This is a genomic window from Streptomyces sp. NPDC020996, from assembly GCF_040641355.1.
In the GTDB taxonomy this organism is placed as follows: Bacteria; Actinomycetota; Actinomycetes; order Streptomycetales; family Streptomycetaceae; genus Streptomyces.
On record NZ_JBFADM010000023.1, the window covers coordinates 89,010 to 105,114 of the forward strand.

General features: G+C 72.3%; 12 protein-coding genes. 7 read left to right on the forward strand and 5 right to left on the reverse strand.

Annotation, left to right across the window (positions count from 1 at the left end; genetic code table 11):
* The first annotated feature begins 2 nt into the window (after nucleotides 1-2).
* Genes AB0G63_RS18245 through AB0G63_RS18255 form a run of 3 tightly spaced genes read left to right on the forward strand, consistent with a single transcriptional unit; the run spans nucleotide 3 to nucleotide 4,626 of the window.
* Entirely contained in the window at nucleotides 3-398 is a 396-nt protein-coding gene (locus tag AB0G63_RS18245) for a DUF742 domain-containing protein (protein ID WP_360751023.1), read from the forward strand.
* Between the two features lie 24 nt (nucleotides 399-422).
* On the forward strand, nucleotides 423-4,040 hold the full coding sequence (locus AB0G63_RS18250) for a hydantoinase B/oxoprolinase family protein (RefSeq protein ID WP_360751025.1): 3,618 nt from the start codon (nucleotides 423-425) through the stop codon (nucleotides 4,038-4,040).
* Nucleotides 4,021-4,626: an ATP/GTP-binding protein gene (locus tag AB0G63_RS18255; protein WP_360751027.1), complete on the forward strand. Its 606-nt coding sequence runs from the start codon at nucleotides 4,021-4,023 to the stop codon at nucleotides 4,624-4,626. Before AB0G63_RS18250 ends, AB0G63_RS18255 begins: the two co-directional genes overlap by 20 nt.
* A gap of 63 nt (nucleotides 4,627-4,689) precedes the next feature.
* On the opposite strand, the gene AB0G63_RS18260 is transcribed toward AB0G63_RS18255, so the two are convergent.
* Together AB0G63_RS18260 and AB0G63_RS18265 are read right to left on the reverse strand one after the other, a co-directional pair.
* The gene (locus tag AB0G63_RS18260; RefSeq protein WP_360751028.1) at nucleotides 4,690-5,880 is read right to left on the reverse strand and encodes a lipid-transfer protein; all 1,191 of its coding nucleotides are present in this window, start codon (nucleotides 5,878-5,880) and stop codon (nucleotides 4,690-4,692) included.
* A complete protein-coding gene (locus tag AB0G63_RS18265; RefSeq protein WP_360751045.1) occupies nucleotides 5,877-6,302 on the reverse strand; it encodes a benzoylsuccinyl-CoA thiolase in 426 nt (141 codons plus the stop codon). The genes AB0G63_RS18260 and AB0G63_RS18265 overlap by 4 nt, the downstream gene beginning before the upstream one ends.
* A gap of 99 nt (nucleotides 6,303-6,401) precedes the next feature.
* Between AB0G63_RS18265 and AB0G63_RS18270 the strand changes: the two genes are divergently transcribed.
* Both AB0G63_RS18270 and AB0G63_RS18275 read left to right on the forward strand, forming a co-directional pair.
* Nucleotides 6,402-7,211 (forward strand): M15 family metallopeptidase, encoded by an 810-nt coding sequence (locus AB0G63_RS18270; RefSeq protein WP_360751030.1) that lies wholly within the window; start codon nucleotides 6,402-6,404, stop codon nucleotides 7,209-7,211.
* Nucleotides 7,212-7,258: 47 nt separating this feature from the next.
* Nucleotides 7,259-7,795 carry an NUDIX domain-containing protein gene (locus tag AB0G63_RS18275; RefSeq protein WP_360751032.1) on the forward strand — a complete coding sequence of 179 codons (537 nt, stop codon included), beginning with the start codon at nucleotides 7,259-7,261 and terminating at the stop codon, nucleotides 7,793-7,795.
* 1 nt (nucleotide 7,796) lies between these two features.
* Here AB0G63_RS18275 and AB0G63_RS18280 read toward each other — a convergent pair whose 3' ends face one another.
* The gene (locus AB0G63_RS18280) at nucleotides 7,797-10,163 is read right to left on the reverse strand and encodes a TIM-barrel domain-containing protein (protein ID WP_360751034.1); all 2,367 of its coding nucleotides are present in this window, start codon (nucleotides 10,161-10,163) and stop codon (nucleotides 7,797-7,799) included.
* Between the two features lie 213 nt (nucleotides 10,164-10,376).
* Between AB0G63_RS18280 and AB0G63_RS18285 the strand changes: the two genes are divergently transcribed.
* Entirely contained in the window at nucleotides 10,377-12,353 is a 1,977-nt protein-coding gene (locus AB0G63_RS18285) for an acetoacetate--CoA ligase (protein ID WP_360751036.1), read from the forward strand.
* Between the two features lie 160 nt (nucleotides 12,354-12,513).
* A complete protein-coding gene (locus AB0G63_RS18290) occupies nucleotides 12,514-13,410 on the forward strand; it encodes a hypothetical protein (protein WP_360751038.1) in 897 nt (298 codons plus the stop codon).
* A gap of 79 nt (nucleotides 13,411-13,489) precedes the next feature.
* Here AB0G63_RS18290 and ptsP read toward each other — a convergent pair whose 3' ends face one another.
* Together ptsP and AB0G63_RS18300 are read right to left on the reverse strand one after the other, a co-directional pair.
* A complete protein-coding gene (gene ptsP, locus AB0G63_RS18295) occupies nucleotides 13,490-15,160 on the reverse strand; it encodes a phosphoenolpyruvate--protein phosphotransferase (protein ID WP_360751039.1) in 1,671 nt (556 codons plus the stop codon).
* 78 nt (nucleotides 15,161-15,238) lie between these two features.
* Nucleotides 15,239-15,688 carry a PTS glucose transporter subunit IIA gene (locus AB0G63_RS18300; protein ID WP_360751041.1) on the reverse strand — a complete coding sequence of 150 codons (450 nt, stop codon included), beginning with the start codon at nucleotides 15,686-15,688 and terminating at the stop codon, nucleotides 15,239-15,241.
* Between the last annotated feature and the right edge of the window lie 417 nt (nucleotides 15,689-16,105).

A 16,105-nucleotide genomic window follows, 5' to 3' on the forward strand; every position in this document is an offset into this window, starting at 1 on the left:
TCATGAGTGCTGACGGTCAGGGAAGAAGCCACTGGTTCGACGACGAGGCCGGACCGGTCGTCCGTCCGTACGCGATGACGCGCGGCCGCACCTCCAGTCCCGGCCAGCACCGCCTCGACCTGATCGCGGTCGTCGTCACCGAACCCCATGCCGACGACCCGGAAGCGGACCCGACGCTGTCCCCGGAACACGTGGACATCGTCGGGCTGTGCCGCGACGCCCCGCAGTCCGTCGCGGAGCTCGCGGCGGAGCTCGACCTCCCCATCGGCGTGGTACGGGTCCTCATCGGGGACCTCGTGGACGCGGAACTCGTCCACGTGAACCGGCCCGTGCCCCCGGCCGAGCTGGTGGACGAGAGTATTCTGCGCGACGTGATCAACGGCCTGCGGGCGCTGTGAGCGGCGCGGAAGCGGGGTACTGACGTGACCGGCTGGCAGTTCTGGGTCGACCGAGGCGGCACCTTCACCGACATCGTCGCGCGTCGCCCGGACGGCCGCCTGCTGACGCACAAGCTGCTGTCGGAGAACCCCGCCCGGTACTCCGACGCGGCCGTCGCGGGCGTGCGCGAACTCCTCGACGGCTCCGAGGACCCCGTCGAGGCCGTCCGCATGGGGACGACGGTCGCCACCAACGCCCTCCTGGAACGCAAGGGCGAGCGCACCCTCCTGGTCGTCACCCGGGGCTTCCGCGACGCCCTGCGCATCGGCTACCAGAACCGGCCGCACATCTTCGCGCGCCGCATCGAACTGCCCGAGCTGCTGAACGAGCGGGTCGTCGAGGCCGACGAGCGCATCGCCGCCGACGGAACCGTCCTGCGCGCGCTCGACCCGGACTCCCTCGTAGGCCCGCTCCAGCAGGCCTACGACGACGGGATCCGCGCCGTCGCCGTCGTCTGCATGCACAGCCACCTCCACCCCGCCCACGAACAGGCCGTCGGACGGCTCGCCGCCCGTATCGGCTTCCCGCAGATCTCGCTGTCCAGCGAGGTCAGTCCGCTGATGAAGCTCGTCCCCCGCGGGGACACCGCCGTCGTCGACGCCTACCTGTCGCCCGTGCTGCGCCGCTACGTCCAGCACGTCGCCGACCAACTCGCGGGCGTCCGCCTGATGTTCATGCAGTCCAACGGCGGCCTCGCCGAGGCCGGGCAGTTCCGCGGCAAGGACGCCATCCTCTCCGGCCCGGCCGGCGGCATCGTCGGCATGGCCCGCATGTCGCAGCTCGCCGGGTTCGACCGGGTCATCGGCTTCGACATGGGCGGCACCTCCACCGACGTCTCGCACTTCGCCGGCGAGTACGAGCGCGTCTTCACCGCGCGGATCGCCGGGGTCCGGCTGCGCGCCCCCATGCTGGACATCCACACCGTCGCGGCCGGCGGCGGCTCCGTCCTGCACTTCGACGGCTCCCGCTACCGGGTCGGACCGGACTCGGCGGGAGCGGACCCGGGACCCGCCTGCTACCGCGGCGGCGGCCCGCTCGCCGTCACCGACGCAGGCGTCATGCTCGGCCGCATCCAGCCCGCCCACTTCCCCAGGGTCTTCGGGCCCGACGGCGACCAGCCACTCGACGACGCGCTCGTCCGTGAACGCTTCACCGCCCTGGCGCACGAGATCCGCGAGCAGACCGGCGACGACCGCACCCCCGAGCAGGTCGCCGAGGGCTTCCTGCAGATCGCCGTCGCCAACATCGCCAACGCCGTCAAGCGGATCTCCGTCCAGAAGGGCCACGACGTCACCCGCTACGCGCTCACCACCTTCGGCGGCGCGGGCGGCCAGCACGCGTGCATGGTCGCCGACTCGCTCGGCATCCGCACCGTCCTCGTACCGCCCATGGCGGGCGTCCTGTCCGCGCTCGGCATCGGTCTCGCCGACACCACCGCCATGCGTGAGCAGTCCGTCGAGGCGCCGCTGCGGCCCGCCTCGATGCCCGCCGTCCGGAAGACGGCCGACGACCTCGAAGCGGCGGCCCGCGCCGAACTCCTCGCCGAGGACGTACCCGACGACCGTATCCAGGTCACCCGCCGCGCCCAGCTCCGCTACGACGGCACCGACACCACCCTCACCGTCGAGCTGACCGAGCCCGACGCGATGGAGCACGCCTTCGAAGAACGTCATCGCGCCACCTACTCCTTCACCCTCGACCGGCCGATCGTCGTCGAAGCCCTCTCCGTGGAAGCCACCGGCATCACCGAACCCCCCGATCTGTCCGCCCTCGCCCCGTACGAGGGCCGCCCCGCCGCCCCGGACACCGCGCGCCTGCACACCCGCGGCGCCTGGCGCGACGTACCGCTGCACCGCCGCGAGGCCCTGCCCCCCGGCCACACCGTCACCGGGCCCGCGATCATCACCGAGGCCGGTGCGACGACCGTCGTCGACGACGGCTGGCGAGCCGTGACGCGGGACGACGGGCATCTGGTCATGGAACGCGTGGCGGTCACGCAGAGTTCCGATCTCGACACGAAGGCGGACCCGGTCCTGCTCGAGGTCTTCAACAACCTCTTCATGTCGATCGCCGAGCAGATGGGCGCCCGCCTGGAGTCCACCGCCCAGTCCGTCAACATCAAGGAGCGCCTGGACTTCTCCTGCGCCCTCTTCGACCCCGAGGGGAACCTGGTGGCCAACGCCCCGCACATCCCCGTGCACCTGGGGTCGATGGGCACCAGCGTCAAGGAGGTCGTACGGCGCCGGGGCGCCTCGATGCGGCCCGGCGACACCTACGCCGTCAACGACCCGTACCACGGCGGCACGCACCTGCCGGACGTCACCGTCATCACCCCGGTCTTCGACACGCAGGGTGACCGGATCCTGTTCCACGTCGCCTCCCGCGGCCACCACGCGGAGATCGGCGGCATCGCCCCGGGGTCCATGCCCGCCGACAGCCGCGCCATCGAGGAGGAGGGCGTCCTCTTCGACAACTGGCTGCTCGCCGAGAACGGCCGCTTCCGCGAGGAGGAGACGCTGCGCCTGCTCACCGAGGCGCCGTACCCCTCCCGCAACCCCAGGACCAACCTCGCCGACCTGCGCGCCCAGATCGCCGCCAACCAGAAGGGCGTCGACGAGGTCGCCCGCATGATCGACGAATTCGGCCTGGACGTCGTGCAGGCGTACATGAAGCACGTCCAGGACAACGCCGAGGAAGCGGTCCGCCGGGTCGTCGACGCGCTCGACGACGGCGAGTACGCCTACGAGACCGACGCGGGCGCCGTCATCCGCGTACGCGTGCGCGTGGACCGCGGCGACCGGTCCGCCACCATCGACTTCAGCGGCACCTCGCCGCAGCTGGCCGGCAACTTCAACGCCCCCTTCTCGGTCGTCAACGCGGCCGTCCTGTACGTCTTCCGCACCCTGGTCGCCGACGACATCCCCCTCAACGACGGCTGCCTGCGCCCCCTGAACATCGTCGTGCCGCCCGGTTCCATGCTCGCGCCCGACCCCCCGGCCGCCGTCGTCGCGGGCAACGTCGAGACGTCCCAGGCCATCACCGGCGCCCTCTACGCGGCGCTCGGCGTCCAGGCGGAGGGCTCCGGCACCATGAACAACGTCACCTTCGGCAACGAACGCCACCAGTACTACGAGACCGTCGCCTCCGGATCCGGCGCCGGCGACGGCTTCCCCGGCGCGCCGGTCGTCCAGACGCACATGACCAACTCGCGGCTCACCGACCCCGAGGTGCTGGAATGGCGGCTGCCGGTGCTGCTGGAGGAGTTCGCCGTCCGGCGCGGCAGCGGCGGAGCCGGACGGTGGCGCGGCGGTGACGGCGCCGTACGCCGCATCCGCTTCCTGGAGCCGATGACCGTCTCCACGCTGTCCCAGCACCGCCGGGTGCCGCCGTACGGCATGGCGGGCGGCGAGCCGGGCGCGCTGGGCGCCAACCGTGTGGAGCGCGCGGACGGGACCGTCACCGTTCTGGCCGGAAGCGACTCGGCGGACGTCGGCCCCGGCGACGTACTCGTCATCGAGACACCCGGCGGCGGAGGCTACGGGCCGCCGTCGTCCCACCCCCATCGAGCAGGAGAAGAAATCGATGATCTTCGGGCGTTCTGAGCGCGGCAAGCCTCCGGTCGAGCCCGTCACGCTCAAGATCCTGGTGGCGGGCGGCTTCGGCGTGGGCAAGACCACTCTCGTCGGGGCGGTCAGCGAGATCAGGCCGCTGCGCACCGAGGAACTGCTCACCGAGGCCGGACGGCCCTTCGACGACACGAGCGGCGTGGAAGGCAAGCACACCACCACCGTGGCCATGGACTTCGGCCGCATCACGCTGCGCGAGGACCTCGTCCTGTACCTCTTCGGCACCCCCGGCCAGCAGCGCTTCTGGTTCATGTGGGACGAGCTGTCCGAGGGCGCGCTGGGCGCCGTCGTGCTCGCCGACACCCGCCGCCTGGAGGACTGCTTCGCCGCCGTCGACTATTTCGAGCGGCGCTCCATCCCCTTCGTGGTCGGCGTCAACTGCTTCGAGGACGCCGCCCGTTACCCCGCGGAAGAGGTGCGCCAGGCGCTCGACCTGGACGAGGGCGTGCCGCTGCTGCTGTGCGACGCCCGCGACCGCGAGTCGGTCAAGGAGCTCCTCGTCGGGGTCGTCCAGCACGCGATGGCGTACGGCGCCCGACGCCGGCAGGCCGTCACCACCTGAGGCGCCGCGAGCGGCCCGTACCCCCGCCGACCGGGGCACGGGCCGCCGCCGAGACAGCTCGCCTCACCGCACCGCGATCACCGCCGACCCGTGCCCGAACAGCCCCTGGTTCGCCGTGATCCCCACGCGTGCGCCCGCCACCTGCCGGTCACCCGCCTGCCGCCTCAACTGCCAGGTCAGCTCGCAGACCTGGGCGATGGCCTGCGCCGGAACCGCCTCCCCGAACGATGCCAGCCCACCGCTGGCGTTGACGGGTATGCGACCGCCCAGAGCCGTCGCGCCCTCCCGCAGGAGCTTCGCGCCCTCGCCCTCCCCGCACAGCCCCAGATCCTCGTACCACTGCAACTCCAGTGCCGTGGACAGGTCGTAGACCTCGGCGAGGGACAGGTCCTCGGGGCCGACGCCGGCCTCCTCGTACGCCGCCCGCGCGATCGACGCCCGGAACGTGCCGGCCGGGGGCGCCACCGCGGCCGCGGAGTCCGTCGCGATGTCCGGCAGGTCCAGCACGGTGGCGGGATAGCGCGGCGTCACCGTCGACACCGCCCGGATCCGCACCGGTTCGGCCCGTCCGTGCCGACGGGCGAACTCCATGCTGGACAGCACCAGCGCCGCCCCTCCGTCCGACGTCGCGCAGATGTCGAGCAGGCGCAGCGGATCGGCGACCACGGCGGAGGCGGCGACCTCCCGCGCGGTCACCCGCTTGCGGTAGCGCGCGTACGGATTCAGCGCGCCCGCGGCCGCGTTCTTCACCTTGACCTGCGCGAAGTCCTCCGGCGTGTCCCCGTGCACGGCCATCCGGCGGCGCGCCCAGAGCGCGAAGTACACCGGGTTCGTGGCCCCGAGGATCCGGAAGCGCAGCCAGTCCGGATCGTCCGGCCGGTCCCCGCCGGCCGGACGGAAGAACCCCTTGGGCGCCGCGTCGGCCCCCACCACGAGCACCACGTCCGCGAGACCCGACAGGATCTGCGCCCGCGCGGCGTCGACGGCCTGCGCCCCGGACGCGCACGCCGCGTACACGCTCGCCACCCGGGCCCCCTGCCAGCCCAGCGCCCTGGCGAACGTCGCACCCGCCACGTACCCCGGATAGCCCCCGCGCACGGTGTCCGCGCCGACGACCGAGCCCACCTCCCGCCACTGAAGCCCGGCGTCGGCGAGCGCCGCGCGGGCCGCCGCCACCCCGTACTCGACGAAGCCGCGCCCCCACTTGCCCCAGGGGTGCATGCCCGCGCCGAGCACCGCTACCTCGCCCGTCATGCCCTCACCCCCGTCGGCCGCCAGTGCCACGTCGTCCAGACCGTCTCCGCGTCCTCGCTCAGCACGCCGGGGACGACCTCGACCTCCATGCCCACCGTCAGGCCGGCGACGGTGACGCCGGGAGCCGCCTGCCCCAGCACCACGATCCGCTCGGCCTCCAGCTCCACAGCGATCAACGTGTACGGCTCCCACGGAAGTTCCGGATCGGTCACATACGGTGACGGAGGCCGGTACCGGCTGTCCGTGTACGACCAGACGCGCCCGCGCCGCGACAGCGGCACCTCGAGCAGCTCGCCGCCGGCGCAGTCGGGGTTGCGGCAGTGGACGTCCTCGCGCGGGAAGAAGACCGAGGCGCAGACGGCGCAGCGGGTGCCGAGGAGACGGAAGCCGTCGCCGTCACCGGCGAACCAGCCCGCCACCACGGGTGTGTGCGTACGCGTCACGATTCCTCCCGCAGGATCAGATCTGACGGAACGTCAGAAGTGTGTCACGGCAGACCGGAGATGGGCAGGGGCAGAGACATGACACGACTCTCCACCGCCTCGCGCGGCCTGGTCACCGTGCTCGCGGCGCTGTTCTGCCTGACCGCCGCCGGCGCCACCGCCCGCGCGGACACCGAGTCCCGGGCCCCACAGGACTTCGTCGCGCTCAGAACCGTCGACCCGACGATCCTCCAGGAGATGCGCTACTTCACCCCGCACAACTTCGTGGGGGAACGCATCGACGGCTACCGGCAGCCGGTCTGCATCCTCACCCGGCCCGCGGCCGAGGCCCTTCACCGGGCCCAGACCGAGCTCCTGCGCAAGGGCTACACCCTCAAGGTCTACGACTGCTACCGGCCGCAGCGTGCCGTGAACCACTTCGTGCGCTGGGCGGAGGACCTCGACGACCAGGCGATGAAGGGCGAGTTCTACCCGGACGTCGACAAGACCCGCCTGTTCGAGGACGGGTACATCGCGGAGAAATCCGGCCACAGCCGCGGCTCGACCATGGACCTCACGATCGTGCGGCTCCCCGCCCGGCCGACCAGGCCGTACCACCCCTCAGAGCCCCTGGTGCCCTGCTACGCGCCCAAGGACGAGCGCTTCCCCGACAATTCCGTCGACATGGGCACCGGTTTCGACTGCTTCGACACCCTCGCCCACACCCTCGACCCGCGCGTCCAGGGCGCACAGCGGGCCCACCGCATGCTGCTCAGGAACACCCTGGAGGGCCTCGGATTCGTGAACCTCGCCGAGGAATGGTGGCACTACACCTTCAAGCCCGAGCCCTACCCGGACACCTATTTCGACTTCCCGGTCTCCTCGAAGTCGCTCGCCGGCACCCGCTGAGCCGCCCCCCGGAGACTCCCTCCCCGTGATCGGATACAGTCCGCCGCGTGTCCGAAACTCAGCACTCCAACCCCAACTCCGCGCCCGGCTCCCACTGTTCGAGCTGCGGAGCGCCCTACGGAGAGGGCGTCACCGGCTGGCCCCGCACCTGCCCGGCCTGCCACGCCGTGGCCTACCGCAACCCGCTGCCGGTCGCGGTCGCGCTCCAGCCCGTGTACGACACGCAGGGCACCGCCCTCGTCGTCATCACCCGAACCGTCGCCCCCGCGCGCGGAGGCGTCGCGCTGCCCGGCGGCTACATCGACGACCGCGAGGACTGGCGGCAGGCCGTCGTCCGCGAGCTCAAGGAGGAGACCGGCATCGACGCGGCGAGCCGCGACGTACGGCTCATCGACGCCATGAGCTCGCCCGACGGGCACTTGCTGCTGTTCGGTCTCCTCCCCGAACGCCCGGCCGAGGGCCTGCCGCAGCCGGCCGCCACGGACGAGACGGAGGGCTGGCACCTCCTGCGCAGGCCCGAGGAACTCGCCTTCCCCCTGCACACACTGGCCGTACGGGCCTGGTTCGAAGGCCGGTACATCTGACTCAGGTCCCCTGAAGCCCGCGTACACGCACCGGGTAGGGCGGTTCGCTCACGCCGTTCTCGCCCTCCCGCTCCACCACCACCCGTCCGCCCTCCCAGCGGGAGACGTACCGCTCCAGCTCCGGCTCCGCCCATCCGTCGCCCGCGTCGGGCACCACCAGGCAGCCCCCGGCCTGACCCCGGTCCGGCGCCCACACCTCCAGCTCCAGCCCGCCCCCGGCCCCGCGCACGGGTATCACGGCACCCGCCCGCGCGAGCACCGGAATCCGCGACAACGGCGCGTCCACCAGCACCTGCCCCGGCCCCTCGTACGCCCGCTCCGTCACCGTGTCGTACCACCGGCCCCGGGGCAGCCGCACCGCACGGCGCTCCGTGCCCGGCCCGAGGACCGGCGCCACCAACAGGCAGTCGCCCAGCAGGAACGCGTCCTCGCAGTCGCGCAGCGCGCGGTCCTCCGGGGACCCCCACCACAGCGGCCGCACATACGGGGCACCGGTGCGCCGGGCCAGATGCGCCAACGTCATGAAGTACGGCAGCAGCCGCCGGCGCTCCACGAGCGCCGCACGCGCGTGCTCCAGCACCTCGGCACCGAACTCCCAGGGCTCCCGGCGCCCCGCGCGCATGCTCGCGTGGGTGCGGAACAGCGGCATGAAGGCGCCCAGCTGGAACCAGCGCAGATACAGCTCGGGCGACGGATTCCCGTCGAAACCGCCCACGTCCGGCCCCGAGTACGGCACTCCGCACAGCCCCAGCCCCAGGACCAGGGACAGCGACGCCCGCAGCCCCGGCCAGCCGGTCGCCACGTCGCCCGACCAGGCCCCGCCGTAGCGCTGCATGCCCGCCCACCCGGAGCGCGAGAACACGAACGGCCGCTCCTGCGGCAGCAGCTCGCGCAGCCCCTCGTAGGCCGCCCTGGCCATGCACAGGGCGTAGACGTTGTGCGCCTCACGGTGGTCGCCGTCGCGTCCCTCCAGGGAGTGCCCGGCCGACCGCGGGAGCGTCCTCTCGCCGAAGGCGGCGAAGGAGGTGGGCTCGTTCATGTCGTGCCAGAACCCGGCGAACCCCTGCGCCAGCCGCTCCTCGTACAGCCCGCCCCACCACTCACGCACGCGCGCGTGCGTGAAGTCCGGGAACACCGCATCCCCGGGCCACACCACACCGCGCACCACCCGCCCCGAGGCCTCCCGCACGAACGCGTCCACGGCCGCCCCGGCGTCGTACACGGCGTTGCCCGGCGCGGCCTTCACCGCCGGGTCGATCACGGACACCAGCCGTATCCCGTCCCGGCGCAGCTCGTCGGCGAGCACCGGCAGCTTGGGGAAGCGGTCCTCGTCGACCGTGAACACCTGGTGCCCGTCGTAGTGGTCGATGTCCAGATGGACGGCGTCCAGCGGCAGGTCGCGCTCCTGGTAACCCGCGACGATCCGGCGCACCTCCTGCTCGCTGCCGAAGCCCCAGCGCGCGTGGTGATGGCCGAGCGCCCACGCGGGCGGCAGCGCCGGCGCACCCGTCAGCGAGGCCCAGGCGAGCAGCACGCGCGCGGGAGTGCCCACCATCACCCAGCAGCGCAGCGGCCCGCCGTCCATCCGCAGTTCGCACGACCCCGCCCGGTCGTGACCGGAGCCGGCGCCCTCCTCCCCCTCGCGCAGGGTCACCGTCCCGTCCCACGACGTGTCGTGGAACACCAGGTGCGTCGCCGCGTCGGCCACCACCAGCTGCACCGGCATCGTGATGTACAGCGGATCGTCGCCGGGACCGAACGGCCGGCCCGGATCGGTGTTCCACAACCGGTACGCGCCGTCGCGCAGCCGTGGCCCCGACGCCCGCCCGCCGAGCCCGAAGAACCGCGCGTCGGCGGGCACCTCGGTCCGCTGCATCCAGCGCGCGACGCCGCCCCCGGCAGGTTCCCACCAGCGGGGCGGCAGATCACGGCGCACGCTCACGCCACCCGGCGTGAGCACCTCGACCGCGCCGTGCCGTGAGACGGCCACCGTCGCGCGCTCGGCCACGACCCGCCAGCCGCCGTCCTTGTCGGGCTCCAGCACCGCCCGCGGATCCGGCTCCGGGCAGCGGCCGGCGAGCGCGTACGAGGGATCGGGGCCCGCCCCGTCCCAGCCCCAGAAGACCGCCCCGTTCACGGCCACGAGGATCCGCAGCTCGGAGCGGGCGAACCGGATGACACCACCCCCCGGGCCCGGCTCCACCTCCCGCACCGGGCCGGGCACCCGTGCGCGCTCGGCACCCCGCGGCGGCAGCGCACCGGCGTCGGCACGCCGCCTCCGCCACGCGGCCCGCACGGTGCGCAGCCACTGCGCCGCCCCCGCCGAACCGACCGTTTTCACCGAACGCACCAGGTCACGACCGTCCATGCTGCTCAGCCTGCCATTGCCGACGCCACGCGTGCGGCTCGTTCAACTGCCGTTCACCCGTGGCTGGGCCACATCTTCATGACAGCGACTATGTGGGGCGCGCCCTGGTGCGGAAGTCGATCACATGGCATCGTCCGTGTCAGCCGCGTCACGCGCACACCCCAGCCCGTGCGCGGAGGACGCACACGACGCGCACAGCCCGGGAGCCGCCCCATGTCGACCGAGAACCCCCAGCCCCTCTGGCAGCCCGATCCGGAGCGTATCGCGCGTGCACAGGTCACGAAGTTCCAGGCCTGGGCCGCCGAACGTCACGGCGCCCCGTCCGAGGGCGGCTACGCGGCACTCCACCGCTGGTCCGTCGACGAGCTGGAGACCTTCTGGAAAGCCGTCACCGAGTGGTTCGACGTACGGTTCTCCACGCCCTGCGCGCGGGTGCTCGGCGACCGCTCCATGCCGGGCGCCGAATGGTTCCCCGGGGCGACACTGAACTACGCCGAGCACGCCCTGCGCGCGGCCGCCACCCGCCCGGACGAACCGGCCCTCCTGCACGTCGACGAGACCCACGAGCCGACCCCGGTGAGCTGGTCCGAGCTGCGCCGCCAGGTCGGCTCACTGGCCGCCGAACTGCGCGCCCTGGGCGTACGGCCGGGGGACCGCGTCAGCGGCTACCTGCCGAACATCCCGCAGGCCGTGGTCGCCCTGCTCGCCACGGCCGCCGTGGGCGGCGTCTGGACGTCCTGCGCCCCCGACTTCGGCGCGCGCAGCGTCCTCGACCGCTTCCAGCAGGTCGAACCGGTCGTCCTGTTCACCGTCGACGGCTACCGCTACGGCGGCAAGGAGCACGACCGCCGCGACATCGTCGCCGAACTGCGCCGCGAACTGCCCACCCTGCGGGCCGTGGTCCACATCCCCCTCCTCGGCACCCAGGCCCCCGAGGGCGCCCTGGAGTGGTCCGCCCTGACGGGCGCGGACGTCGAGCCCGTCTTCGAGCAGGTCCCCTTCGCCCACCCCCTGTGGGTGCTGTACTCCTCCGGCACGACCGGCCTGCCCAAGGCCATCGTCCAGTCCCAGGGCGGCATCCTGGTCGAGCACCTCAAGCAGCTGGGCCTGCACTGCGACCTCGGCCCCGAGGACCGCTTCTTCTGGTACACGTCCACCGGCTGGATGATGTGGAACTTCCTCGTCTCCGGCCTCCTGACGGGCACCACGATCGTCCTGTACGACGGCAGCCCGGGCTACCCGGACACGGCCGCCCAGTGGCGGATCGCCGAACGCACGCGGGCCACCGTCTACGGCACCTCGGCCGCGTACGTCATGGCGTGCCGCAAGGCCGACGTGCACCCCTGGCGCGACTTCGACCTGTCCGCGGTGCAGTGCGTCGCCACCACCGGTTCACCGCTGCCGCCCGACGGCTTCCGCTGGCTGCACGACGAGTCCGCCGAGAACGGCGCCGGCCTGTGGATCGCGTCCGTCAGCGGCGGCACCGACGTGTGCTCCTGTTTCGCCGGAGCCGTGCCGACGCTCCCGGTCCACATCGGCGAGCTCCAGGCCCCCGGCCTGGGGACCGACCTGCAGTCCTGGGACCCCAGCGGCGAACCCCTGGTCGACGAGGTCGGCGAACTCGTCGTCACCAACCCCATGCCGTCGATGCCGATCTACTTCTGGAACGACCCCGACGGCAGCCGCTACCGGGACAGCTACTTCGAGACCTACCCCGGCGTGTGGCGCCACGGTGACTGGATCACCATCACCTCCCGCGGCTCCGTCGTCATCCACGGCCGCTCCGACTCGACGCTCAACCGCCAGGGCGTCCGCATGGGCTCGGCCGACATCTACGAGGCCGTCGAGCGCCTGCCCGAGATCAGGGAGTCCCTCGTCGTCGGCATCGAACAGCCCGACGGCGGCTACTGGATGCCCCTGTTCGTGCATCTGGCCCCCGGCGCCGTCCTGGACGAGGCCCTGCTGAACCGCATCAAGCAGACGATCCGGGAGCAGCTCTCGCCACGCCACGTCCCCGACGAGATCATCGAGGTGCCGGGCGTCCCGCACACCCTCACCGGCAAGCGCATCGAGGTCCCGGTCAAGCGCCTGCTCCAGGGCACTCCGCTGGAGAAGGCGGTGAACCCGGGCTCGATCGACAACCTCGACCTGCTGCACCACTACGAGCAGCTCGCCCGCAAACGCGACTGAGAACCGCGAGCCGACCGCCGCAGACGCCTCGGCCCCCCGGACAGGGGGATCAGGAGCCTGCGGAAGGTCGTCGCGGTCCGCGACCGTTCCGCCCGGACGCCGTTGTCAGTGCCCCCGGTTACTGTGAGTGAGCATTGATCGACTGCGCACAGGGGGACACATGTCAGCGCACACCGACCACCGGACCATGCGACGCGTCCTGCACCGCGAGATCGCGGGCACGATCGGGCTGCTCACCGACGAGCACGACTTCCGCGCCATGCGGCGCTACCGCAGCTTCGCCTTCCACGACCACACGGCCTACCTCCAGCAGGTGGAGGCGCTGCTCAGGACGCGAGCCTCCCAGGGCAGCCACACCGCGGTCGCCCTCTTCGACCCGCAGGAGTACGCCGACTTCTGCGCCGACACCGGCCTCGACCCGGACAAGGCGTCGAGTCGCACCCGCTTCACGGCCGAACTGGCGGCCGCGGGACCCACCCTGCCCTACGAAGGCCAGCCACTGGCCGACCTCCTCCCCGCCCTCGTCGACGAGGCCGTCCGCCAGGCCACCTGGGAGTACGCCTCCACGCTCCTGACCCGGCTCGGCGCCTGCGCCTCCTGCGGCGAGGACATCGGCCGCGCCGCCTTCACCCGCGCCTCGCATCTCGTCGTCCGCATCCTCGACACGGCGGGGCCGGGAGACCGGCACCTCGTATGCAGCGTCACCGGAACCCCGGAGACTCTGGTCGCCGTCCTCCACGCCGACCAGGACACGAACGGCGACACCCGGCTCGACGAGGCCGAGGCCCTCGAATTCGCCACCGTCCTCGCGCTGGGCATCGCCACCCAGAACCCCGCGGGCCTCGTCATGCGCACCAGCGCGCCGGGCACCGCGGACCGCGTCTACGGCTGGCGCGTCCGCGGAGAGGGCCTCGAGCCCCTGACCGCGGGCGAGGTCTTCGACGCCTACTGCACCGACATCGAATCCGGAGACATCATCTCCCCTGAATCGGACGTCGACTACTGCGTACCGCCCGACCTGGGCGAGGAGGGCCCGGCGCCGGGCCACCACCACTGAAACGACGGCGGGGCGCCCCGGAAGGGGCGCCCCGCCACAAAGCCGGCAGGTCACGCGGGCCGGCGAACCGGCCGGACGGCTACTCGCCGGACAGCACCGCCTGAGCCGCGTTCCGCGCGTCCTCGGCACTGTCCGTGGCCCGCGCCGCCGCGGCCGCACGCTCGCACTGGGCCAGCGTGTACTTGCTCAGCGCCGCCCGGACGTACGGAATCGACGCCGCACCCATGGACAGGGAGGTGACGCCCAGACCGGTCAGCACACATGCGAGCAGCGGGTCGGACGCGGCCTCACCGCACACGCCACAGCTCTTGCCCTCGGCCTTGGCCGCCTCGGCGGCCAGCGCCACCAGGTCGAGCAGTGCGGGCTGCCAGGGATCCTGCAGCCGGGACACGGCGCCCACCTGACGGTCAGCGGCGAACGTGTACTGCGCGAGGTCGTTGGTGCCCAGCGACAGGAACTCGACCTCCCGCAGGATCGAGCGTGCCCGCAGCGCCGCCGACGGGATCTCGACCATCGCACCGAACTTCGCGTGCAGCCCCGCTTCACGGCACGCGTCCGCGAACGCCTTGGCGTCGGCACGGTCCGCCACCATGGGGGCCATGACCTCGAGGTGCACCGGAAGCCCCTCGGCGGCCTTCGCCAGGGCGGTCAGCTGCGTGCGCAGCACCTCGGGGTGGTCGAGCAGGGTCCGCAGACCGCGCACGCCCAGTGCCGGGTTCGGTTCGTCGGCCGGGGTGAGGAAGTCCAGCGGCTTGTCCGCGCCCGCGTCGAGGACCCGGACGACGACCCGCCCCTCGGGAAAGGCCTCCAGCACCTGCCGGTAGGCCTCGACCTGCTTGTCCTGCGACGGCGCCTTCTTGCTGTCGTCGAGGAAGAGGAACTCGGTGCGGAACAGACCGACACCCTCGGCCCCGGCCTCCACGGCGGCCGGCACGTCGGCGGGACCGCCCACGTTGGCCAGCAGCGGCACCTTGTGACCGTCCGAGGTCGCACCCGGCCCGGTGGAGGCGGCCAGCGCGGCCTTGCGCTCGGCGGCCGCGGCCTCCAGCTCGGCCCTCTTCTCGGCGCTCGGGTTCACGAAGATCTCGCCGGTGCTGCCGTCCACGGCGATCACCGTGCCCTCGGCCAGCTCACCGGCGCCCGGCAGCGCGACCACGGCCGGAACGCCGAGCGCCCGCGCGAGGATCGCGCTGTGGCTGGTCGGGCCGCCCTCCTCGGTGACGAAACCGAGCACCAGCGTCGGGTCCAGCAGCGCCGTGTCCGCGGGCGCGAGGTCCCGCGCGATCAGGACGTACGGCTCGTCACTGTCCGGAACCCCGGGCATCGGAACCCCCAGCAGCCGGGCGACTATACGATTCCGCACGTCGTCCAGGTCGGCCACCCGCCCGGCCAGGTACTCACCGGCACCGGCCAGCAGGGTGCGGTAGGCCGCGAAGGCGTCGTACACCGCGCGCTCGGCCGTGCTGCCGACGGCGATACGCCGCTCCACATCCGCCATCAACTCGGGGTCCTGGGCCATCATGGCCTGCGCCTCGAGTACTCCCTGGGCCTCTCCGCCGGCCAGATTGCCGCGCGCGATCAGGTCGGCCGCCACAGCGTCCACGGCCTTGCGGGCGCGCCCCTGCTCGCGCTCCGCCTCCTCCGCCGGGATCTGCTTGGCAGGCGGTTCGAGGACCGCCGTTCCCATGTGCCGAACCTCGCCGACCGCCACACCGTGGCTCACACCGACGCCTCGCAGCGTTGTCTCCATCTCACCCTTCTCCGGTAGTGCGGCGGGTCCCGCCGCCGCGGTGGTTGTCCTGCCCGCCGTCGCACGGCGGCGCCGGCGTCACTCCCATACGAAGAGGCTGTCGCCGGCCTTCACGTCACCGTCTTCGCGGAGTTCGGAGAGAGCGTCGGCCGTGGCCTCGAGCGCCACGACCGGGCAGACGGAGGACTTGCCGGCGGCCTCGACGGCAGCCGGGTTCCAGCGCACGATGCCCTGGCCACGGGTCACGGTGTCGCCCTTGTTCACCAGCAGTTCGAAGCCCTCGCCGTTGAGCTGCACGGTGTCGATGCCGAGGTGGGTGAGCACCCCATGCCCCTGCTCGTCCACGACCACGAAGGCGTGCGGGTGCAGAGAGACGACGACTCCGTCCACCGGGGCGACGGCCTCGGAAGGCTCGCGCACGGGCTCGATCGCGGTGCCCGGGCCGACCATGGCCCCGGAGAAGACCGGATCAGGCACTGAGGTGAGTCCGATGGCGCGTCCTGCCAGCGGGGACGTCACGGTGGTCATGGGAAGCCTCCCAGGGGTGGAGATGCATGTACGGGCCGTCACCGCATGTCCCTGACGGCGCACTGTGCAGCAGGGTATGTCATACGAAGTGCCGGTTCGGAGGGAAGATACCGCTTAGAGGTCTAGACCACCAGCCCAATCGATTTGCACCCGATCGGCGGCCCCGTGTACAGTCGTATCCCTGCTTGAGGACGAGCGACGCGAGCAAGCGTCCTCGCTCGGCAGGCACCCATACTCATCAGATCCTATCCCGGGTCATGTTCTGCGTGTCCGCAGAACGGTGGTCAGGGAGACGGAAAAACACTGATAGAGTCTGGAACAGCGAAGGGAAGCGCCCGGAGGAAAGCCCGAGAGGGTGAGTACAAAGGAAGCGACCGTTCCTTGAGAACTCAACAGCGTGCCAAAAATCAACGCCAG